The sequence below is a fragment of the Streptomyces sp. NPDC088810 genome, from assembly GCF_044750305.1.
Classification (GTDB): Bacteria; Actinomycetota; Actinomycetes; order Streptomycetales; family Streptomycetaceae; genus Streptomyces.
Map to the genome: position 1 here is coordinate 304,728 of NZ_JBIVJQ010000006.1, position 20,732 is coordinate 325,459.

Annotated in this window: 15 protein-coding genes and 1 pseudogene; 8 read left to right on the forward strand and 8 right to left on the reverse strand. The window is 73.3% G+C overall.

Features of this window, described 5'->3' with window-relative positions:
- Positions 1-23: 23 nt before the first annotated feature.
- The 4 genes from ACIP4Y_RS21615 to ACIP4Y_RS21630 form a co-directional block, all read right to left on the reverse strand.
- Positions 24-1,232: a carbohydrate-binding protein gene (locus ACIP4Y_RS21615; RefSeq protein WP_401395800.1), complete on the reverse strand. Its 1,209-nt coding sequence runs from the start codon at positions 1,230-1,232 to the stop codon at positions 24-26.
- A gap of 120 nt (positions 1,233-1,352) precedes the next feature.
- Entirely contained in the window at positions 1,353-3,524 is a 2,172-nt protein-coding gene (locus ACIP4Y_RS21620; protein ID WP_401396152.1) for a TIM-barrel domain-containing protein, read from the reverse strand.
- A gap of 626 nt (positions 3,525-4,150) precedes the next feature.
- A complete protein-coding gene (locus ACIP4Y_RS21625) occupies positions 4,151-5,059 on the reverse strand; it encodes an SDR family oxidoreductase (protein WP_401395803.1) in 909 nt (302 codons plus the stop codon).
- 47 nt (positions 5,060-5,106) lie between these two features.
- The gene (locus tag ACIP4Y_RS21630; RefSeq protein WP_401395806.1) at positions 5,107-5,859 is read right to left on the reverse strand and encodes an SDR family oxidoreductase; all 753 of its coding nucleotides are present in this window, start codon (positions 5,857-5,859) and stop codon (positions 5,107-5,109) included.
- A gap of 137 nt (positions 5,860-5,996) precedes the next feature.
- Here ACIP4Y_RS21630 and ACIP4Y_RS21635 point away from each other — a divergent pair, with 137 nt between their 5' ends.
- From ACIP4Y_RS21635 to ACIP4Y_RS21645, 3 genes and pseudogenes are all read left to right on the forward strand, one after another.
- Positions 5,997-6,866, forward strand: a complete 870-nt coding sequence (locus ACIP4Y_RS21635; RefSeq protein WP_401395809.1) for a helix-turn-helix transcriptional regulator — start codon at positions 5,997-5,999, stop codon at positions 6,864-6,866.
- Between the two features lie 81 nt (positions 6,867-6,947).
- Positions 6,948-8,069, forward strand: coding sequence for a GNAT family N-acetyltransferase (locus ACIP4Y_RS21640; RefSeq protein ID WP_401395812.1), 1,122 nt, complete (start codon positions 6,948-6,950; stop codon positions 8,067-8,069).
- Positions 8,070-8,185: 116 nt separating this feature from the next.
- Positions 8,186-8,524, forward strand: a pseudogene (locus ACIP4Y_RS21645) (SpoIIE family protein phosphatase); the annotation flags it as partial.
- Positions 8,525-8,584: 60 nt separating this feature from the next.
- Here the strand turns inward: ACIP4Y_RS21645 and ACIP4Y_RS21650 are convergent.
- Together ACIP4Y_RS21650 and ACIP4Y_RS21655 are read right to left on the reverse strand one after the other, a co-directional pair.
- Positions 8,585-9,784, reverse strand: a complete 1,200-nt coding sequence (locus tag ACIP4Y_RS21650) for an MFS transporter (protein WP_401395815.1) — start codon at positions 9,782-9,784, stop codon at positions 8,585-8,587.
- 86 nt (positions 9,785-9,870) lie between these two features.
- Positions 9,871-10,878, reverse strand: a complete 1,008-nt coding sequence (locus ACIP4Y_RS21655; protein ID WP_401395818.1) for a Ppx/GppA family phosphatase — start codon at positions 10,876-10,878, stop codon at positions 9,871-9,873.
- A gap of 310 nt (positions 10,879-11,188) precedes the next feature.
- On the opposite strand from ACIP4Y_RS21655, the gene ACIP4Y_RS21660 reads away from it, so the two are divergent.
- From ACIP4Y_RS21660 to ACIP4Y_RS21670, 3 genes are all read left to right on the forward strand, one after another.
- Positions 11,189-12,367: an FAD-dependent oxidoreductase gene (locus ACIP4Y_RS21660; RefSeq protein WP_401395821.1), complete on the forward strand. Its 1,179-nt coding sequence runs from the start codon at positions 11,189-11,191 to the stop codon at positions 12,365-12,367.
- Between the two features lie 467 nt (positions 12,368-12,834).
- Positions 12,835-13,650 (forward strand): inositol monophosphatase family protein, encoded by an 816-nt coding sequence (locus ACIP4Y_RS21665; RefSeq protein ID WP_401395824.1) that lies wholly within the window; start codon positions 12,835-12,837, stop codon positions 13,648-13,650.
- Between the two features lie 217 nt (positions 13,651-13,867).
- Positions 13,868-16,408 carry a discoidin domain-containing protein gene (locus ACIP4Y_RS21670; protein ID WP_401395827.1) on the forward strand — a complete coding sequence of 847 codons (2,541 nt, stop codon included), beginning with the start codon at positions 13,868-13,870 and terminating at the stop codon, positions 16,406-16,408.
- Between the two features lie 19 nt (positions 16,409-16,427).
- On the opposite strand, the gene ACIP4Y_RS21675 is transcribed toward ACIP4Y_RS21670, so the two are convergent.
- Positions 16,428-17,378, reverse strand: coding sequence for a helix-turn-helix transcriptional regulator (locus ACIP4Y_RS21675; RefSeq protein WP_401395830.1), 951 nt, complete (start codon positions 17,376-17,378; stop codon positions 16,428-16,430).
- A 134-nt stretch (positions 17,379-17,512) separates the two neighbouring features.
- Between ACIP4Y_RS21675 and ACIP4Y_RS21680 the strand changes: the two genes are divergently transcribed.
- Complete coding sequence (locus ACIP4Y_RS21680; RefSeq protein ID WP_401395833.1) at positions 17,513-17,869, forward strand: ANTAR domain-containing protein; 357 nt, start codon at positions 17,513-17,515, stop codon at positions 17,867-17,869.
- Positions 17,870-17,890: 21 nt separating this feature from the next.
- Here the strand turns inward: ACIP4Y_RS21680 and ACIP4Y_RS21685 are convergent, their stop codons facing one another.
- Positions 17,891-19,057, reverse strand: coding sequence for an amidohydrolase (locus ACIP4Y_RS21685; protein ID WP_401395835.1), 1,167 nt, complete (start codon positions 19,055-19,057; stop codon positions 17,891-17,893).
- Between the two features lie 142 nt (positions 19,058-19,199).
- On the opposite strand from ACIP4Y_RS21685, the gene ACIP4Y_RS21690 reads away from it, so the two are divergent.
- Positions 19,200-20,663 (forward strand): aminotransferase class I/II-fold pyridoxal phosphate-dependent enzyme, encoded by a 1,464-nt coding sequence (locus tag ACIP4Y_RS21690; RefSeq protein ID WP_401395838.1) that lies wholly within the window; start codon positions 19,200-19,202, stop codon positions 20,661-20,663.
- Positions 20,664-20,732 lie beyond the last annotated feature (69 nt).

Sequence of the window (20,732 nt, forward strand, 5' to 3'; positions counted from 1 at the left end):
GCACGTCAAGAGGGGCGGCAGCGTCAGCAGGCGCCCTCGTCCTGCCAGGGCCCCCACTCCGAGGCGCCGGGCACCTCGTTCTGGGTCCACCACTTGGCCTTCCAGTTGTGCCGGTTGTACGAGACCTCGTTGCCCTGGGTGTACACCGCGCTCGCACTCCAGGCCGGCTTGCAGGAGGCCGGCGTGGGCGTCGGCGTCGGCGTGGGCGTCGTGCTCGGCGGGGTGGCTCCGGCGAACTTCACCGAGTACTTGGCGAAGTCCCACGCGTTCTGGGCCACGCTCGAACAGGTGCCGGAGGTGCGGCCGCCGTTGTCGGCCGGCGTGCACTGCCGGTCGCGGTTCAGCGACCAGAAGGTGAACCGGTCCATGTGGTGGCTCGTGGCGTAGTCGAGCACGGTCTGGAAGTCGGCCTGCGTGAAGTACTCGCCGGTGTCGCTGCGGCCGTTCATGCCGGAGAAGCCTTCGTGGGCGTAGGCGGTCGCCTGGTCCCAGCCGAACGTGGACTGGAGGACGGAGTTGAAGTTGGTGAGCGCGCCGGTCTGGCTCGCCGCGCTGTTGAAGCCGCCGTCGAACGGCATGATGGAGAAGTTGTTCGGGGTGAAGCCCTGCGACTTGGCCTCCAGCAGCATCTGCTTGCCGAACCAGCCCGTGCCGTCCGCCGTGCCGGCCGTGGTCACGGAAACGTACAGCCCCGGGTTGTTCCGCTGGAGGATCTTGGCGGCGCCGATCTCGTTCCGGATCGCCGCGCTGTTCTCGTACTCCGGTTCCTCCAGGTCGAAGTCGATGGCGTGCAGCCCGTACTTGGTGATGACCTGCTGGTAGGCCGCCGCCGTGGACGCCGGGTCGGCGCAGGCCTGGCCGAGCTTGGTGCCGCCGTAGCCGCCGATGGAGACGGAGACGTCGCCACCCTTGGCACGGATGGCGCCGATCGCCGACTGGACCGCGGTGTCCGAGGCGACCGGCGCCGTGCCGCCCCAGGTCGGCGTGCAGCCGCCGCCGTTGGGGGCCAGGACGAACGCCAGCTGGAACGCCTTCAGGCCGGTGGCGTCCATGATGGCGGCCGGGTCCGGCGGGTCGTTGTCCAGCGGCATCAGATAAGGGGCGGCGGCGTACCAGCGGTCGCTCAGCGCGGTGGTCGCGCCCGAGGCGTTGCCCGCGACGAGCGCGGTGCTGCCGGCGGCGGCGAGGGTGACGGCCGCCGCCGCGCCCAGGCATGCCCGAAGACGTCTCACGTGTGCCTCCAGAGGGTGGGGACCCCAGAGCGGGGAACCCCACCCTCCGAGAGCTGTTGCGGTCACGTCAATAACTTGGACTAGACCAAATCCCACTTTGGACTAGACCATGCGATTCCTTTACCTGGGATCGGCCAGCCGCACGGTGAATTCGCGGTCGAGCGGCAGACTCCGCGTGCTGACGGTGGTCACCCGCGTGCCGGCGTCGTACGACCATGCACGGTCCGGCAGTCGGTGGCCGTCGAGCAGGACCCGCGCGGGGGCGGTGCCGCCGTGCACGGTGAACCGGTAGGTCCGGGCGTCCGGCTTGCCCGCGTAGTCACCCCTGCTCGCGCCGACCGTCACGGTCGTACCCCGGGCGTCGGCCCGCACCGACACCCGCTGCGTGGCCGCCGCGCCCTTGGCGAAGTCACGGGTCACGCCGTCGTCCTCGTACAGCGTGTAACGACCGGTGCCGTGCGCCGCCGGGTACAGGTCCCAGTCCAGCTCGTGCCGGTCGCGGGTCTGCCAACTCGTCGTACCCTTCGGCCACATGGGCACGATCGCGCCCTCGCGCACGAACAACGGCAGGGTGTCCAGCGGGGCCTGGTAGCCGTTCAGCGTGGTCGGGCCCTGGTAGGTGCGACCGGTCCAGTAGTCCGTCCAGGTGCCCTTGGGCAGATAGATGCCGTCGCGGGTGTCCGAGTCCTGGTAGACCGGGGCGACGAGGAAGTCGGGACCGGACAGGAACTCGTACTTCGCCTGCGCCCCCAGGGTGTCGGGGTCGTCCGGGTACTCCAGCCACAGCGGGCGCACCGCGCCCACGCCCGTCTGCGCGGCCCGAGCGGACAGGGTGTACATGTACGGCAGCAGCCGCTCCTTCAGCTGGAGGTACCTGCGGTTGACCGAGGTGTACGGCTCACCGTCCCGCCACGGCTGCTGGTCGGCGGGCTTGCCGGTGGTGAGGTCGGTGGCCCAGCCGTCCATCGTCATGACGGCCGGCAGGAACGCCTTCCACTGGAGGTCGCGGGTGTACATCTCGGCGTCGTGGCGGTAGATGCTGCCGACGTCACCGGTGTTGTAGGCGATGCCGGACATCGTCGCCCCGGCGTACGTCGGGATCTGCCAGCGGACGTAGTCCCAGGACAGCTTCTGGTCGCCGCTCCACAGCACCCCGCAGCGCTGGGCGCCCGCCCAGGACACCGGCAGCCACACGAAACCGCGGGCGTCGCTGTTGTCCTCGATCCCCTTCTTGGCGGCGTCGCAGGCGTCCAGCGCGAACTTGTAGCCGTTGCCGACCCAGGCCACGTCCAGCTTGGCCACCCGCTGACCGGCCTTGACCTGGTCGGCGAGCTTGCCGATGCCGTCCTGGGTCCACAGACCGAGCTGGGCGTGGTGGTCCTGGAGGCCCTTGGCGGCCTGCTCCAGGTTCTCGTACCCGCAGCCGTACCCGTCGTTGACCAGCATCCAGCCGAGCGGCATCTGGTGCTCGGTGTAGCCGTCGGCGATCTTCAGCGCGTCCAGGGTGTGCCGCTCGCCCCGGTTGGCGTTGTGCAGGTAGCAGTCGGAGTCGCCCGGTTCGAGGCCGTACACCGGCGGCATGAAGGGCCGGCCCACCAACGCGGTGTACTTGCCTATCACTTGCTTGGCGTCGCCGATGAAGTAGTAGGCGTCCAGGCGCCGTTCCTGCTGCCCGGTGGTCACCGGCGAGCCGAAGGTGTACACGCCCGGCGCGAAGGTGTTGCGGAAGACGCCGTAACCCGCGCTGGAGAGGTAGAACGGCTGCGAGTTGTTGTAGCCGCCCTCGTTCCAGTCGAAGCTGTTGGCCACGTACATGGTCCGGCCGCGGTGCGAGAAGCTGCCGTTCTGCTCGCCCCCGCCGAAGAACTGCTCGTCCGCGCCCCGCGTGAGGCTCTGCCGCATCCCGCCGGTCGACCAGCGCAGCGGCTTGTCCTCCTGCCAGATCCGGGTGCGGTTGTCGGGCCGGTACAGGCCGAACCGCAGCGGCTTCTTGTACACCCGCAGCACGGCCTCCGGGGACCGGATGCCGTAGTAGTCCCCGGCGTCGAAGGACGAAGTGTGCCGCTGGAGCGCGGGCTGCTCGCGCACGATGGCGGTGCCCGCCGGATCGCTCGGCGCACCGGACGGATCGGCCCGGAGCCGCAGCTGACCGCCCTTCAGGAAGTCGGCCCGTGCGGTCAGTCGCCCGGCGGCGACGGTGTAGCTGCCGTCGCCCCCGGAGAACGACGTGAGGTCGCCTGCGTCCGTTGTCGCGGGCAGGTAGGCGGTGCCGGTGAAGGAGTTGTCGTGCACGTCGTACGGCACCACGAGCACGTGGTAGCTGCCCGAGGCCCGCGGGATCACCGTGGCCTCGGGGTCCGCGGTGCCCGCGCTGGAGGCCACCTGCTTGCCGTGGTCGTCGTAGACGTACAGGTCGAAGTCGTCCGAGGGGCGCTCCCACTTGACGGACAGCGGGATGCCGCCCTCGGGGTTGTCGTCCCAGTAGCCGTCCGGCACCGAGACCGTCAGGTCGAAGCGGGCGCAGACCGCGCCGCCGGGGTCGGTGGCGGCGTCCGGGCAGGTCTCGGGGCCGCCGCCGGTGCCCTTGGCGTAGACCGGGCTCTGCCAGCTCACGCTGCTGTGTGCCGGGTCCAGTACGGCGCCGGCCGCGGGGGCGGCGGCCCTGGCCGGGGCGGCGAGCGCGGTCCCGGCCAGGATGCTCGCCAGCCCCAGCGGTATCCAGGCCGGCCACGGCACACGGTGTCGGAGTCTTCGCACGGCGGAACAGCTCCCCTCGCACCTTCGCGGACTGACTGTTCTTACGGCTGCATTGCTCGGAAACGCTTGAAACGAGCGCCAATCAAGCAACTTCACGCACGAAGCCTCGGGGTTGATGCAGGTTCATGTCAATACCGTGCTCGCCGCCGACCGGCCCCGGCTCAGAGCGAACTACCTGCCGTGAGCAGGTCGTCCAGCCCCGCCCGGCGGAAGAAGTCGGCCCGGATGCGGTCGGCGACCACGGAGACCACCTCGCTGCCGTCGCGGCTCGGGTCGACGTGCGTGCGCAGCGGGCGGGCACCGGCGGGCAGGTCCACCAGGCGTACGACGGCCTCGGCGACCTCGGCCACGTCCGCCTCGGGCGGGACGAGCGCCGCCAGCCGCTGGTCGAGACCGGCGAGCAGCCCGCCGTAGCGCTCGTCGTAGGCGGCCGCCCGCCCGGTGTCCGCGGGGGCGCCCGCGTGCGCGAAGTGCCGGGTGCCGGAGGTGAACGCGCCGGGCACCACGATCGCGGTGTCGATGCCGAACCGGATCAGCTCGGCGGCGTAACTCACCGCCAATGCGTCCATCGCGGCCTTCGCGGCGAAGTACGGTGCCAGGAACGGCGGGCAGCCGCCGCGGGTGCTGGAACTGCCGATCCACACCAGCAGCCCCTCGCCCCGCTCCCGCAGGTGGGGCAGCGCGGCCCGGTTGACCCGCTGGGTGCCGAGCACGTTGACGTCGTACAGCTCGGCCAGCTGTTCGGGAGTGAACGCCTCGGCGGGGCCGGTGACCATGTGGCCCGCGTTGTGCACCACCACGTCCAGGCGGCCCTCCGCGGCCAGCACCCGGGCGACGGCCGCGTCCGCGGAGTCCTGGCTCTGCACGTCGAGCTCCACCGCGTGCAGGGACACACCGTGCTCGGCCGCGTAACGGTCGAGGCCGGCCACGGCGGGCGCGTTGCGGGCGGCCGGCTGCCGGATGCCCGCGTAGACGGTGTGACCGGCGTCGGCGAGCGCGCGCACGGTCAGCGCGCCGAAACCGCTGGAGGCACCGGTGACCAGGACGGTCCTGGGGGTGTCGGTAGGCATGGTTCCTCGCAGAAGGGGAGTGGGCGGAAGGTTTCTCGCGGCGGAGGTCAGACGATGCCGCCGTTGGCGCGGACCACCTGGCCGTTGACCCAGTGACCGGCCGGGGAGGCGAGGAACGCCACCACCTCGGCGATGTCGGCCGGCGTGCCGAGGCGCTCCAACGGCGGCTGGGCGGCCAGGCGGGCGACGGTCTCCTCGTCCTTGCCCTCCAGGAACAGCTCGGTGGCCGTCGGACCGGGCGCCACGGCGTTCACGGTGACGTCCCGGCCGCGCAGCTCGCGCGCCAGCACCAGGGTCAGCGCCTCGACCGCGCCCTTGCTCGCGCTGTAGGCGCCGTAGCCCGGGAACGCCAGGCCCACCACGGACGTGGAGAAGGTGATCAGCGCTCCGCCCCGGCGCAGCCTCCGGGCGGCCTCCCGGGCCACCACGAAGGTGCCGCGGACGTTGGTGCGGTGCAGGGCGTCCAGTTCCGCGAGGTCCAGCTCGGCGATCGGCGCCAGGTGCATCCGGCCCGCCGTGTGCACGACGACGTCGACACCGCCGTACTCGGCCGTCGCGGCCTCGAACAGCGCGGCGACCTGCTGCTCGTCGGCCACGTCGGCGCGCACGGCGAGCGTGCGGCCGCCCGCCGCGGTGACCTCCTCGACGGCGGCCCCGGCCCCTTCGCGGTTGCCCGCGTAGCCGACCACCAGGGCGTAGCCGTCGGCGGCGAGCCGCGTCACCGTCTCGCGGCCGATCCCGCGGGAACCGCCGGTGACGACGGCGACGCGGGGCTGTGCGGGGTGTGCCTGAGCGGACATGGAAGCTCCTGTGATCAGAGGCAGCGGGAAGTCGTGCCTTCAGCCTCGCCCCCGGCCCGGGCGCCGACCAGGGCTGTCCTCACCCTGGGGTCGGCAACCCCTGGCTCCGCACGGCCGCAGGCGTGACCATGGAGGGCGTGAACCACTCGGAGCTGGCTGCATTCCTGAGGTCCCGGCGCGACCGGGTCCGCCCCGCCGACGTCGGCCTGACCGCGGGCCCCCGCCGCCGGGTGCCGGGCCTCAGGCGCGAGGAGGTCGCCCAGCTGGCCGGGCTGTCCGCCGACTACTACACGGAACTCGAACGCGGACGGGGCGCCCAGCCCTCCGCGCAGGTCCTGGCCGCCCTCGCCCGCGCGCTCCGGCTGAGCGGCGACGAACGCGACCACCTCTTCCACCTCGCCGAGCGCCCGCTCCCGGCCGTCGCCCACGGCCCCGCCGCGCACGCCCAGCCCGCCCTGGCCGGCCTGCTGGACCGGCTCGTCACCACCCCGGCCCAGATCATCACCGACCTGCACGAACCCCTCGCGCAGAACCCCCTCGCCATCGCGCTCCTGGGCCCGGCACCGGTCGGGCGCGGACTCGAAACGAGCTTCGCCTACCGCTGGTTCACCGACCCCGCCGCCCGCGCGCTGTACCCGGCCGAGGACCACCCCCACCACTCCCGGGTGTTCACCGCCGATCTCCGGGCCGTCGCCGCCCGGCGCGCCAAGGATCCCGACGTCACCAGGATGGTGGCCACGCTGCGCCGGCGCAGCGAGGAGTTCGCCGCGCTGTGGGAGCAGCGGGACGTGGCCCTGCGCCGCAGCGACCACAAGCGGATCGTCCACCCCTCGCTCGGCGTCATCGAACTCGACTGCCACAACCTGTTCAGCGAGGACGGCCGGCAGCGCCTGCTGTGGTTCAGCGCCCCGCCGGGTACCGAGGGAGCCGCCCAGCTGGAACTGCTGTCGGTGATCGGCACCCAGGACCTCGCACCGGGCACGGACCGGCTGGGGCGGCACCCTTGACAGGGTGCGTGCTGTTTCGCGAGTTTTGAGCCTTGTTCTACGGTTCGGGGCGCGCCCGGCGCGTCATGGGGGGAGACTGGTGTGGAGATCACCGTCCACAGACCGGATGAACTGACGCCGGCGCTCCGCGCGGCCTGGCACGGCGCGATGGACGAGTCGCCCGAGTACGCCAACCCCTTCCTGGCACCGGAGTTCGCGTCCGGCGTCGGCCGGTTCCGGGGCGGGGCGCGGGTGGCGGTCCTCAGGGAGGGCGGGGAACCGGTGGGCTTCCTCCCGTACGAGCGGGGGCCGTTCGGCACCGGTCGGGCCATCGGGCTCGGCCTGTCCGACTGCCAGGCACTCGTGCACCGGCCCGGGGTCACCTGGAACACGCGGGAACTGCTGCGGGCCTGCGGGCTGAGCGTCTTCGAGTTCGACCATCTGGTGTGCGAGCAGCGGCCGTTCGGCCCCCATGTCACCGGCACCTTCGCCTCACCGGTCATCGATGTGAAACCCGGCGACGGCACGTACGCGGAGTGGCTGCGCAGCACCTACCCGGGGCTGGCCAAGACGACGCTGAAGAAGGAGCGCCGGCTCGGCCGGGACATCGGCGAGGTGCGGTTCGTGTTCGACGAGCGCGACCCGCGGGCGCTGCGCACCCTCATGCGGTGGAAGTCCGCGCAGTACCGCAGGACCGGCCGCATGGACCGGTTCTCCCGGCCGTGGATCGTCGGCCTCGTCGACCATCTCTTCGGCGTCCGCGAGGAGCACTGCACCGGGGTGCTCTCCGTGCTGTACGCGGGCGACCGCCCGGTCGCTGCCCACTTCGGCCCCCGGTCGAGGACGGTGCTGGCGGCCTGGTTCACCGCCTACGACCCCGAACTCCCCTCGTACTCGCCCGGGTTGATGATGCACCTGCGGACCGCCGAGGCCGCCGCCCGGCACGGGGTGACCCTGGTGGACCTCGGACGCGGCGACAAGGAGTACAAGGACTGGCTGAAGACCCGCGAACTCCGGGTCGCCGAGGGCTTCGCGGCCCGCCCGCACCCGGTGGCACTGGCCCACCGGCTGTGGCGGCGGCCGGTGCGCGGCCTGCGGAACACGGTGCTGGCCCACCCAGGGCTGCGCGAGCCGGCCGACCGGCTGCTGCGGACGGCGGGCACCTTGCGCACACGCGGCCGCGACTCCGCCGCCACCGTCCGGCCGGGGCCGCGAGCGGGCTGAGGTCCCGGCGACCGGCCGTCCATGTGCCGTGGCGGCTGTGCCCGGGTGCGCGGCCTCCGCCGACCCGTACATTGAGAGGTGGGACTTCCCAGGGGCCCGGGACGGCGGGCAGCAGCCTGCTGCACGCCGACGGCACGTACGAGCTGCTCGACCGGGCCACCGATCCGCCGCTCGGGGCACACGCCGAACACGTCCCCCGGAGCGAGGCACGGCTGCCCTACGCCGTCGGCGACACCCTCGTGCTGTACAGCGACGGGCTCATCGAGCGCCGGGGCGAGGACATCGACGCGGGCCTGCGCCACCTGTGCGACGCCCTCTCCCACTCCGCCCACCTCGGCCCCGAGCGCCTCACGGACGCGCTGCTGGCCCGCCTGGGGGTCAGCGGCGGCGCGCGGGACGACATCGCGCTGATCGCCGTCCGGCTCGACGAGCGCGCTCCTGCCGCAGGCGGATGAGACGTCAGGTGCCGGCGGTGACGTCGGGGGGAGTTCCGCACCGGTGGGGGAGGCTCGTCCTCACGGCCGTTGCTTCTCCCCGCGGCTGCGGGCCGGCCGGCCGCGGGCGACCAGGCACGCCGGTACCGCCACACCGGCGCCGAGGTAGAGCAGCGCGGGATAGCCCAGGGCGTGCACGATCTGCCCGCCGACCGCGCCGGCCAGGGACAGGCCCACGAACAGGGCGCTGTTGTTCCACGACAGCAGGGCGGTCGTCCGCTCGGGGAACAGGTCGACCAGGTGGCGCTGCTGGGCGGGGAAGAAGGCGTAGGCGGCCAGCGCGAACAGGGTCAGGGCGCCGGCCAGCGCCCCGGTGAGCGGGAAGACCAGGGCCACGACGGCTTCCAGCACCGCCGTCAGCGCCAGCGCCGACCTGGTGACCCGCACGGGATCGGCCCGGTCCGCGCACCGGCCGCCCACCTGCCCGCCGACGACGGCGCCGATGCCGTAGGCGACCAGCAGCCACGGCACGGTGGCGGCCCTGCCGTCGGAGTGCAGCGCGACGGCCAGGAAGGTGTAGAGGCTGTACACGGAGAAGGCCCACAGGGTCGTCACCGCCACGGCGGACACCGCGACGCCCGTACCGGGCCGCCCGGCCCGCTCCGGAGCCGCGGCGGCCACCTGTTCCGGACGGGCCCGCCAGACGAACGCGTGGGGGAGGGCCAGCAGGAACGTGCCCGCGGCCAGGATGACGAAGGCGGGCCGCCAGCCCACGTACCGCCCCAGCAGCGACCCGGCCGGCGCGCCCACCCACAGGGCGGTGAGCAGGCCCGACCCCACCACGGCCAGCAGCTGCGCCCGGGCCTGGGACCGGGCGCGCGTGCTGACCAGGGCGTACACCGTGGGGCCGGTCGCGGCGGCCGCGAGGCCGGCCACCACGCGGGCCACCAGCAGCACACCGAAACCCGGCGCCAGAGCGGTGCCGACGTTGGCCGCGGAGAACAGCACCAGCGCCACCACCAGCACCGACGCGCGGTCCCAGCGGTCGCAGACCCAGCCGGCGAACGGCGACGCCACCACGTACGCGATCGAGAAGGCCGTGACGAGCAGGCCGGTGCCGGCCACGGAGACGGCGAACGACGCCGCGATGTGGGGGAGCAGCGGCGCCACCACGAAGAGGTCGGTTCCCACCAGGAACTGCGTCAGCCAGGCCAGCGCGACGGGCCCGGCGGACAGGCCGGGCACCGTGTCCACGGCCGGCTCGCCGCGGGGCGACTGCATGGTCCGACGCTAGGGCCTCCGCCGGGGCGCGGCCATCGGGGACGGACAGCGGGCGGAAAGCGGGGCGGCCGCCCGGGCCGTCCCGGTCAGGCGGGCGGACCGGCGACGCGCAGGGCGGCCGCCAGGGCCGGTGCGGGGGTGCCGGTCTCGCCCGTGGCGTCCGTCCACCAGTCGCTGCCGTCCTCGGCATAGCGCAAGAGCACGCCCTCGCGGATCGCCCAGGGGCAGACGACGGCCCGGCGCAGGCCCATCAGCTTCAGTGCCGTGTGCCCGACGACCGCTCCGGCCAGGCTCTGGGCGGCGCGCGGTGCGGAGATCCCGGGCAGCCGGGCGCGTTCGGCGGCGGGCAGTCCGGCGAGGGAGCGCATCGCCTCGCGCAGGTCCCGGCAGGCCAGCTGCCGCTCCACGAAGGGGCCGTACCGCCCCGGTGCGGCCCCGCACAACCGGGCCAGCTGCTGGAACGTCCGGGAGGTGACGGCGGCGGTACGCGGACGCTCCCAGCGGATCCGCGAGGCCACGTCCCGCAGTTCGTGGCGGATACGGCGGCGCAGCTCCTTCAGCTCGCCCGGCGCGGGCGGGTCCTGGACGCCCAGGTACTCCCGGGTCAGCCGGTTCGCGCCCAGCGGCAGCGACGCGGCGAAGTCGGGCAGCCGGCCCCGGCCGAAGGCCACCTCCAGCGAGCCGCCGCCGATGTCGAGCAGCGCGAGGGGGCCCGCCTTCCAGCCGAGCCAGCGGCGGGCCGCCAGGAAGGTCAGCTCGGCCTCCGTCTCGCCGGGCAGGGTGCACATGCGGATCCCGGTACCGGACGCCACCCGCTGCAGCACCTCGTGGCGGTTCGGGGCGCTGCGGACGACGGCGGTCGCGAAGGCCAGCGGGCCCGCCGCATGCCACCGCCGGGCCGTGGCGCCCGCCGCTGCCACCGCCTTCACCAGCTGTTCCACCGCCTCGTCGGCGATGGTGCCGTCCGGGCCGACCTGCTCGGACAGGCGGAGCTTCCACTTGACGGTGTGCACCGGCAGCGGAACACCCCCCTCCACGTCTGCGATCACCAGCCGGACCGTGTTCGAACCCGCATCCACCACGCTCACCCGCATGAGCTGGGGAGTACCCACTCCACCGGCGGCGACCCGTGACACAGGGGGCGTGCCGGTGCACGCCGCGCCGTCGCCGCGCCTCAGCACAGGCTCGCGCGGCAGCCCGACGCGGACCGGTAGCGCGAGGCGCACGGACCCGGGGGCCGGCGGACGCCCGCCGCGCGGCAGTCCCTCCCACCGGTCCGCAGCCTCTCCGCCGCCCCTGTCCGAATCCCGCCCCCCACCAGCACCGGCACGCGCCGCGCTGCCCTTAGATGATGGTCGTGACCACTGTCGGTACGGGAAGCGGCAGGTGACCGGAGCGGGTGCGATGAGGGTACTGGTGATCGGCGGTGGCATCGCGGGGACCGCGACCGCCCTGGGCCTGCACAAGGCCGGAATCGACGTGACCGTGTTCGAGGCACACCCGGACACGGCGGAGGACATCGGCGCCTTCCTCACCCTGGCGAGCAACGGCATGCGGGCGCTGGCCGAGCTGGGCGCCACCCACGCCGTCACGGCCGTCGGTTTTCCGCTGACTTCGCTGCGGCTCCTCGACAGCCGGGGCACCGAGGTCGCCCACCAGCCGCTGGGCGAGGCCGACGACCCCGCCCTGCGCTACCGCTGTCTGCGCCGCGGCGAACTGAACGCGGCCCTCCAGGGCGAGGCGGTCCGGCGCGGCATCCGGCTGCGCCACGGCGCCCGCCTGGTGGCCGTGGCGGACGGACCGGACGCCGTCACCGCCGGCTTCGCCGACGGCACCACCGCCACCGGGGACCTGCTCGTCGGCGCCGATGGACTGAACTCGACCGTACGCCGGCTGCTCCGGCCCGAGGTGCGCCCCGGGTACGCCGGCCAGCGGGTCTACTACGGCTACACCGGCGCCGCACCCGCCCCCGGCCCGGAGGGCGCCATCACCATGGTGCGGGGCAGCGCCACCGCGTTCGGCTACGCGGTGTCCCCGGCGGGGGAGACGTACTGGTTCGCCCGCGCGGGCGGCGACCCGCTGCCCGCCGGGGCGTCCGCCGCGACCTCCGCCGCGTCCTCCGCCGAACTGCGCGCCCGGCTGCTGCCGCTGCTGCGCGAGGACGCGACGCCCGCCGCCGGTCTGGTCGAGGCCGCCGACGGAGCGATCATGGTCACGAACGCCACGGAGCTGCCGCTCGGCACCGCCTGGCACACCGGACGGGTCCTGCTCGTCGGGGACGCGGCCCACGCCGCCTCCCCGGCGACCGGCCAGGGCGCCTCGATGGCCCTGGAGGACGCCGTCGTCCTGGCCAAGGCGCTGCGCGACCTGCCCGACACGGAGACCGCGTTCACCGCGTACCAGCGGTACCGCCGCCCGCGGGTCGAGCACAACATCACGGTCAGCGGCGGCCTCTCCCGCGGCACCCGCACGCCGTCCGGCCCGGCACCCGTCACGGCCCGTCCCGCCGGGCCGGACGAGCGGCTGCTGCGCCAACTGGCCTGGGACACCCCGCTGTCCGCGGTCCCGCCCGAGCCGCACTGAATCACGCCCCGTGCGCGAATGCGGTCACAGCGACCGCCCCGCGCGCACGAAAGTGTCAAGAGGCGGAGCGCGGGAGTCCATTGCCGGGGCGTCGCCGGGGCCGGATCGTTCCGTGCAACCGGCCCTTCGGCAACAAGGAGCGCTCGTGCGACGATTGAGCAGAGCAGGCGGCACCGTCGCCGCGGCCGTCCCCCTCGTGACGCCGGCTACACCGTGACCGTCGGGACCCCGGTGCCGTTCCCCCACCCCACGGACGCCCCCGCCACCCCCTGCCTCGACAAGGACGGCACCTTCCACTCCCAGCAGTCCGCCGCCCTCCACGGCGCCGACGGCCCCCAGCGCCTGCCCCGTGGGCGGCGGACGCACCGCGGCCGAACAGATTCTGACCTTCACCGCGACCACCGCCTGACCCGACGGCCGCGCCCCCGCACCCCCCGCCGGTGCGGGGACCGCCTATCGTGCACACCGTGACGATTACCAACGGGGAGTACGACGGCCGACTGGCCGTGGCGGCGGCCCAGGCGGGCGCGGCGGTGGTGCGCGACCTGTACGGCCGGCACCTGGACCGCTACGAGAAGTCCGCCGGCGACTTCGCCACGGCAGCGGACCTGGCCGCCGAGCGGGCCGTCCTGGACGTCCTGCGTGCCGCCCGCCCCGAGGACGCGGTGACGGCCGAGGAGAGCGGCCGCACCGGCGCTGCCGGCGCCCGCCGCCGCTGGCTGGTCGACCCGCTGTGCGGCACCCTCAACTACGCCGTGCAGACCATGCTCGTCGGCGTGAACGTCGCGCTGTGGGCGGACTCGGAGGTGACCGCGGCCGCGACGGCCGATCCGTTCGCCGGTGAGGTGTTCTGGACCGACGGCGAGCGGGCGTGGGTCCGCCGGGACGGCGACGACACGGAGCTGACGCCCGCTGCCGGGTCAGCGCTGGTGGACGTCAACCTCGACCCCCCGTTCCCGAACGCGCCCGGCTTCCGGGCGGCCCGCCTGCTCGCCGACCCGGGCTTCACCGAACGGTTCCGGCCCCGGGTGATCTCCAGCACCCTCGCGGTGGCCTGGGTCGCCGCCGGGCGCCGGGCCGCGTACGTCACCGACGGCGACCTGACCGACAGCGTGCACTTCGCCGCCGGCATCGCCCTGTGCCGGGCGGCCGGCTGCACGGTGACCGGCCTGTACGGCGAGCCGCTGCACACCGGCGCGGGCGGACTGATCGCGGCGGCCGACGCCGACACGCACGCCGCCCTGCTGAAGATGGTCGAGAACCAGACCTCACCGGCGAGTTGACCCGGCCGGAGGCGTCTCGGCACTTCCGCCGGGCTGCCCCGAGACGGCCGCCCGGATGGTTGCCGCTGACATCTGAGCGAAGTCGGCGCCACAGCGGGGTGGTTGAAGGATCTGGTGTCCGAAGTCTTGTGGCCCGCTTGGTTCATCACTTAAATCAAAACATGAACTAAGCCGTGGGGTCAGGTCCGCCGACCCCGCCCTCGTCTGGAGCCGCCGAATGAGACTGAGATCCCTGGGTGTCGCGCTGGCCGCCACGGCAGCGCTGGTCGCCCTGCCCACCGCACACCCGTCGGCCACCGCGGCCGAAACCCCCTTGTCCCAGGGGAAGACGGCCACCGCGTCGTCCGAGGAGAACAACGGCACCACCGCCGCCCTCGCCGTCGACGGCGACACCGGGACCCGCTGGTCCTCGGCCGCGGGCGACGACCAGTGGATCCGCCTCGACCTCGGGAGCACCGCCACCGTCAACCGCGTCGTCGTGGACTGGGAGGCCGCCTACGGCAAGGACTACCGGGTCCAGATATCCGCGGACGGCACCACCTGGACCGACCTGAAGTCCGTCACCGGCTCCGACGGCGGCGTCGACACGCTCGACGTGTCCGGCCAAGGCCGCTACGTACGGATGCTCGGCGTGCACCGGGCCACCCCATGGGGCTACTCCCTCTGGGAGTTCCAGGTGTTCGGCAGCTCCGACGGCGGCCAGGCGGGCTGCGGCACCGCCAACGCCGCCCAGGGCAGGCCCGCCACGGCCTCCTCCACCGAGAACGCTGGCACACCCGCCTCCGCCGCCGTCGACGGCAACACCGCGACCCGCTGGTCCAGCCAGGCCGCCGACCCGCAGTGGCTCCGGGTCGACCTCGGCTCCGTCCAGGACCTGTGCAGGGTCGACCTGAACTGGGAGGCCGCCTACGGCAAGGACTTCCAGATCCAGGCCTCCTCCGACGGCCAGAGCTGGAACACCCTCAAGAGCGTCACCGGGGCGACCGGCGGCACGGCGTCCTACGACGTCGGCGGCTCCGGCCGGTACGTGCGCATCCACGGCACCGCCCGCGGCACCGGCTACGGCTACTCCCTGTGGGAGCTCGCGGTCCACACCGGCACCACCGGCGTCCCACCCGTCCAGGGCGGCGGCGACCTCGGCCCGAACGTCATCGTCGTCGACCCCTCGACCCCGAACCTCCAGCAGAAGTTCGACGACGTCTTCGCCAAGCAGGAGTCGGCCCAGTTCGGCACCGGCCGCTACCAGTTCCTGCTCAAGCCCGGCACCTACAACGGCATCAACGCCCAACTCGGCTTCTACACCTCGATCTCCGGTCTCGGCCTGAACCCCGACGACACCCGGATCAACGGTGACATCACGGTCGACGCCGGCTGGTTCAACGGCAACGCCACCCAGAACTTCTGGCGTTCGGCCGAGAACCTCTCCCTGAAGCCGGTCAACGGCACCGACCGCTGGGCCGTCGCCCAGGCCGCGCCCTTCCGCCGGATCCACGTCCAGGGCGGCCTCAACCTCGCCCCCAACGGCTACGGCTGGGCCTCCGGCGGCTACATCGCGGACTCGAAGATCGACGGTACGGTGGGACCGTACTCCCAGCAGCAGTGGTACACCCGGGACAGCTCGGTCGGCGGCTGGACCAACGGCGTGTGGAACATGACGTTCTCCGGCGTCCAGGGCGCCCCCGCCACCAACTTCGACAGCGGCCCGTACACCACCCTGGACACCACCCCGGTCTCCCGCGAGAAGCCCTTCCTCTACCTGGACGGCTCCGCCTACAAGGTGTTCGTCCCGGCCAAGCGCACGAACGCCCGGGGCGTCTCCTGGCCCGCGAACGCGGGCACGTCCCTCCCGCTCGACCAGTTCTACGTCGTCAAGCCGGGCGCCACGGCCGCCACCATCAACGCGGCCCTCGCCCAGGGCCTCAACCTCCTGTTCACGCCCGGTGTCTACCACCTCGACCGGACCATCGAGGTCACCCGCCCCGACACCGTCGTCCTCGGCCTCGGCCTCGCCACCCTGGTCCCGGACAACGGCGTCGACGCGATGCACGTCGCCGACGTCGACGGCGTGCGGCTCGCCGGATTCCTGATCGACGCGGGCCCGGTCAACTCCGACACCCTGCTGCGCATCGGCACCCCGGGAGCGAGCGCCGACCACTCCGCCGACCCCACCACCATGCAGGACGTGTTCATCCGCGTCGGCGGCGCGGGACCCGGACTCGCCACCAACTCCGTGGTGGTCGACAGCGACGACGTCGTCATCGACCACACCTGGCTCTGGCGCGCCGACCACGGCGACGGTGTCGGCTGGAACACCAACCGCGCCGACTACGGCCTGCGCGTGAACGGCGACGACGTCCTCGCCACCGGCCTGTTCGTGGAGCACTTCAACAAGTACGACGTCTACTGGAGCGGAGAACGCGGCCGGACGATCTTCTTCCAGAACGAGAAGGCGTACGACGCCCCGAACGCCGCCGCCATCACCCACGACGGCATCACCGGCTACGCGGCCTACAAGGTCGCCGACTCCGTCACCACCCACGAGGCGTGGGGCCTGGGCAGCTACTGCAACTACACGGCCGATCCGTCGATCGTCCAGGCGCACGGCTTCCAGGTGCCCGTGGCCCCGGGCATCAGGATGCACGACCTGCTGGTGATCTCCCTGGGCGGCAAGGGCCAGTACGCGCACGTCGTCAACAGCACCGGCGCACCCACCTCGGGCACCGACACGGTCCCGTCCAAGGTGACGTCGTTCCCCTAGGACGCGCCCAGGGCTCCGGTCAGCCGCTGGTCAGGGTCTCGTGCGGGGCCCGCCGGTAGGTGTCCCGGTACAGGGAGGCGAAGCGGCCCGGGTGGTGGAAACCCCACCGGGCCGCGATCTCCGTGACCGTGGCCCCGGTGCCGGGGTCGGCGGCCACCAGGTCGTGATGGGCGTGCGCGAGCCGCACCCGGCGCAGCTGGGCGAGCGGAGTGGTGTCCAGATGGCGGCGGAAGACGTACTGGAGCGCACGGACCGTCACATGGGCCGCGGCGGCGATGTCCGCGACCGTGACCGGCTGGTCCGCGTGGTCGTCGATGTAGGCGAGCGCGCGGCGCAGCACCGCCGGGTTGGCGTCGGCGCGATCGGCGGCGGGCTCGTCCAGCGCCGTGTTCGGGAACGCGGCCAGCACACTCGCCGCCAGGTGCTGGGCGGCCGTGGCCGCGACCAGCGGCTGGTCCGCCGTCTCGGGATCGGAGAGCACCGTGTCGCGCAGATGGGCGATCGTGCGGTACAGCTGCCGCGCCGACGCCGCCGAGCGCGGCCGGTGCCCGGTCAGCCGTACCGGCCGCGAACCGTCCGCGTCCCCGGCCACCTGGGCGAGCAGCGCCGGTTCCAGCATCGTGATGTTGTAGCGGGCGTTGCAGATCCGGCCCGTGTACGGCAGGTCCGGCGGCGCGAACAGCACCACGTCACCCGGGCCGAAGGAGTCCTCGACGCCCTGGAAGGCGTGGTCCCGCACGGTTCCCTCGTGCACGACGCACAGACAGATCCGGCCCAGCGGGGTCACCGAGTAGTCCATCTCGAAGTCCAGCGCGAGTTCGTCGACACTCACCGAGTCGATACCGGTACGGCGGATCCGGGCGCGGTTGGAGCCAGGGCTGCCGCTGCCGATGCGCATCCGGGCGTAGGCGCGGCTGAGGAAGTCCTCCGTCACATTCAGGTCGTCGCTGTCGAAGGTGAGTGTCTCCATGGCCCCCCGCTGCCCCTGAACACCGCTCGTATGGGGCCCTCTACCAGCCATTTTTCGTTTTCTGTACGGAGGCTTGCCCAGGTGTTCGCCTGGCGGCTGGCGGGGGGCGGCCGGGCCGCCCCAGGGTGAATCGCATGATCGGACCCGACGAGCAGACGGACCACGAGCAGGTGAAGGCACTCCAGGACGAGGTGGACCAGCTGCGCCAGGCGCTGGTCTCGCACGCCCTGGTCGACCAGGCGATCGGCGTGGTCATCACCGTGGGCGGTCTGCGGCCGGAGCAGGGCTGGGAGGCCCTGAAGCACATGTCGCAGCACACCAACGTCAAACTGCGGGAGGTCGCGCGCTGCCTGGTCGAGTGGCCGGCCCGGCGCAACCTCCCCGAGGCGATCCGCCGGGCGTTGCCCGCCGCCGTGGAACACGCGCGGACCCAGGCCGACGCCGACGCCCGGAAGGCCGGGCAGGAGGTCCGGTGCGGCCGGCCGGGGTGAGCCAGGCCGCGGGCGGCGCGATCAGGCCGGGGCCCGGCGCAGGTCCTCCCACGCGCGCCCGCGCAGCTCCGCCTCCCGCAGGACGTCCGCCGCCGTGCAGGCCAGCGCCTCCACCACCGCCAGGAGCACACCGCGCGCCCGCTCCGAGGCCGCGGCCTGGGCGAACTCCGGCGTGTGATCGGAGCCGTCGGCGCCCATGATCGCGACGAACGGGTGGATGGCGGGCACCCGGCCGCTGACGTTGCCGATGTCGGAGGAGCCCAGGTAGACGCCGGGAGCGGGCGGGGTGAGGGTGATCCCTGCGCGGTCCAGGTGCCCGGCGAACCGCTCGGACAGCACCGTGCTGTCCCGGAAGTGCTCGTACCGCACGCTCGCGCGTTCCACCGTCACGCTCGTCCCGGTCGCCAGCGCGACGCCCTCGGCGGCCGTGCGCACCTGTGCGGCCAGCTCGTCCAAGGCGGCGGTGGTGAGCGCGCGCAGCCCGAAGCGGCCCTCGGCGTACTCCGGGACGATGTTCGTGGCCGTACCTCCGTGGGTGATGATCCCCTGCACATGGGACCCTTCCGGCAGCCGCCGCCCTAGCGCCGAGACCACGTTGAACAGCTCGATCAGCGCCGCGAGCGCGTCGATGCCCTCCGTCGGATTCCCCGTGGGGTGCGCGGCCCGCCCCCGGAAGGCGACCCGGTACTGCTCCTGCGCGGTCAGCGGCGCCCGCATCCAGTCGTACACCCCGGGGTGGAACATCAGGGCGGCGTCCACCCCGTCGAAGACCCCGGCCTCCACCTCGAGGGCCTTGCCGCCACCACCCTCCTCGGCCGGCGTCCCCACCGCGAGGACCGTGCCCGGGGCGCCGTCCCGTACGGCGTCCACGACCAGGGCGGCCCCGAGTCCGGCCGCCGCGATCAGGTTGTGCCCGCAGGCGTGCCCGAGCCCGGGCAGGGCGTCGTACTCCAGCGGGAACGCCACCACCGGCCGCCCCTCGCCCGAGCGGGCCGTGAACGCGGTCGGCAGGCCCGCGACCTCGCGCCGCACCTCGAAGCCGGCACCCTCCAGCTCGCCGCTGAGCAGCGCCGCCGCCCGGTGTTCGGCGAACGCGGTCTCCGGCTCCGCGTGCAGGGCCGAGGCCACGGCCCACAGCGCGTCGGCGCGCCGTGCGGCCTCCTCCCGGATCCGCTGGTACAGCGACACGAGACCTCCTCCGGTTCGGCGGGCGTGGTGCGTGCCGGGCCGGGTTCCACCCGGACGGCCCCCTGACACCGGCCGGAGGGTTTGGGGCGCCCGGCCGGTGCAACACGGTGGATGCGGCACCGACCAGCTCAGGAGGACTGCCATGGACCATTCGCGCGTACCCGTCCTGGAGGCATTGCAGGAGTTCCGGCGCCGGGGAGACGTGGCATACGGGCCGCCGGGGCACAAGCAGGGCCGCGGGGCCGATCCGCGCGTCGCCGAGATCGTCGGCATGGACGTCTTCCGCTCGGACGTGCTCTCCCTGAACGGCCTGGACGACCGCCGTCAGTCGCAGGGCGTGCTGCAACAGGCCGAGGAGCTGATGGCCGACGCGGTCGGCGCCGAGCACGCCTTCTTCTCCACCTGCGGCAGTTCCCTGTCCGTGAAGACCGCGATGTGTTCGGTGGCCGGGCCGGGGGAGAAGCTGCTGCTGTCCCGCAACGCCCACAAGTCGGTCATCTCGGCGGTGATCATCAACGGTGTGGAGCCGATCTGGGTCCACCCGAAGTTCGACACGGAACGGCACATCGCCCACCCGCCGGAGCCCGACGACGTCCGCGCCCGGCTGCGCGAGCACCCGGACGCCAAGGGCATGCTGCTGATCACCCCCACCGACTGGGGAACCTGCGCCGACATCCGGGGCGTGGCCGACGCCTGCCACGCCTTCGACGTACCGCTCATCGTGGACGAGGCCTGGGGCGCTCACCTGCCCTTCCACCCCGGGCTGCCGGCCTGGGGCATGGACGCGGACGCCGACCTCGTCGTCACCAGCGTCCACAAGATGGGTGGCGCGATCGAGCAGAGTTCGGTGTTCCACCTCCAGCACGACCGGATCTCACCCGACGTGCTCAAGCAGCGTGAGGACCTGCTCGGCACCACCAGCGCCTCCTCCCTGGTCTACGCGACCCTCGACGGCTGGCGGCGGCAGATGGTGGAGCAGGGCCACGGGCTGCTGGACGCGGCCCTGCAGCGCGCCGAGCGCATCCGGGCCCGGCTCCGGGAGCTGCCGGGGCTGCGGGTGATGGGCGGCGAGATCATCGAGGAGGGCCTGGCCGCCGAGTTCGACCCGCTGAAGATCGTCGTCGACGTACGGGAACTCGGCATCAGCGGCATGCAGGCGGCCGAGTGGCTGCGCGCCAACTGCCACATCGACGTGGGCGGCTCCGACACCTGCCGGATCAGTGCCTCCATCACCCACGCCGACGACGAGGAGACCGAGAAACTGCTGCTGGAGTCCGTGCGCACGCTGGTCGAGCGGGCGGACACCATCGAGCGGCAGCCCGCCGTGCACCTGCCCGAGCCCCACGTCCTCGAACTCGAACAGGCCGTCCTGCCCCGCGACGCCTTCTTCGGACCGGCCGAACAGCTGCCCGCCGAGCGGGCCGTGGGCCGTGTCGCCGCCGAGATGATCTGCCCCTACCCGCCCGGCGTTCCGGTCGTCGCGCCCGGCGAGGTGATCACCGCCGAGGTCCTCGACTACCTGCGCAGCGGTGTCGCGCACGGCTTCCTCATCGCGGGCGCGGCGGACCCGGACCTGGAGACCGTGCGGGTGACGGCCCGCCCGTGACCGGCCCGGTCCGGCCCACGCGACCGGCCGCTCCCGGACTGCGCCGGCCGCCGTCAGCGCCTAGGGTGG

Excerpts from the sequence above, each read along its gene's own strand:
- ACIP4Y_RS21630 (WP_401395806.1), bottom strand. The coding sequence starts at position 5,859 with ATGTCCGCTCAGGCACACCCCGCACAGCCCCGCGTCGCCGTCGTCACC.
- ACIP4Y_RS21625 (WP_401395803.1), bottom strand. The coding sequence starts at position 5,059 with ATGCCTACCGACACCCCCAGGACCGTCCTGGTCACCGGTGCCTCCAGC.
- ACIP4Y_RS21680 (WP_401395833.1), top strand. The coding sequence starts at position 17,513 with ATGATCGGACCCGACGAGCAGACGGACCACGAGCAGGTGAAGGCACTC.
- ACIP4Y_RS21660 (WP_401395821.1), top strand. The coding sequence starts at position 11,189 with ATGAGGGTACTGGTGATCGGCGGTGGCATCGCGGGGACCGCGACCGCC.
- ACIP4Y_RS21675 (WP_401395830.1), bottom strand. The coding sequence starts at position 17,378 with ATGGAGACACTCACCTTCGACAGCGACGACCTGAATGTGACGGAGGAC.
- ACIP4Y_RS21690 (WP_401395838.1), top strand. The coding sequence starts at position 19,200 with ATGGACCATTCGCGCGTACCCGTCCTGGAGGCATTGCAGGAGTTCCGG.
- ACIP4Y_RS21670 (WP_401395827.1), top strand. The coding sequence starts at position 13,868 with ATGAGACTGAGATCCCTGGGTGTCGCGCTGGCCGCCACGGCAGCGCTG.
- ACIP4Y_RS21650 (WP_401395815.1), bottom strand. The coding sequence starts at position 9,784 with ATGCAGTCGCCCCGCGGCGAGCCGGCCGTGGACACGGTGCCCGGCCTG.
- ACIP4Y_RS21655 (WP_401395818.1), bottom strand. The coding sequence starts at position 10,878 with ATGCGGGTGAGCGTGGTGGATGCGGGTTCGAACACGGTCCGGCTGGTG.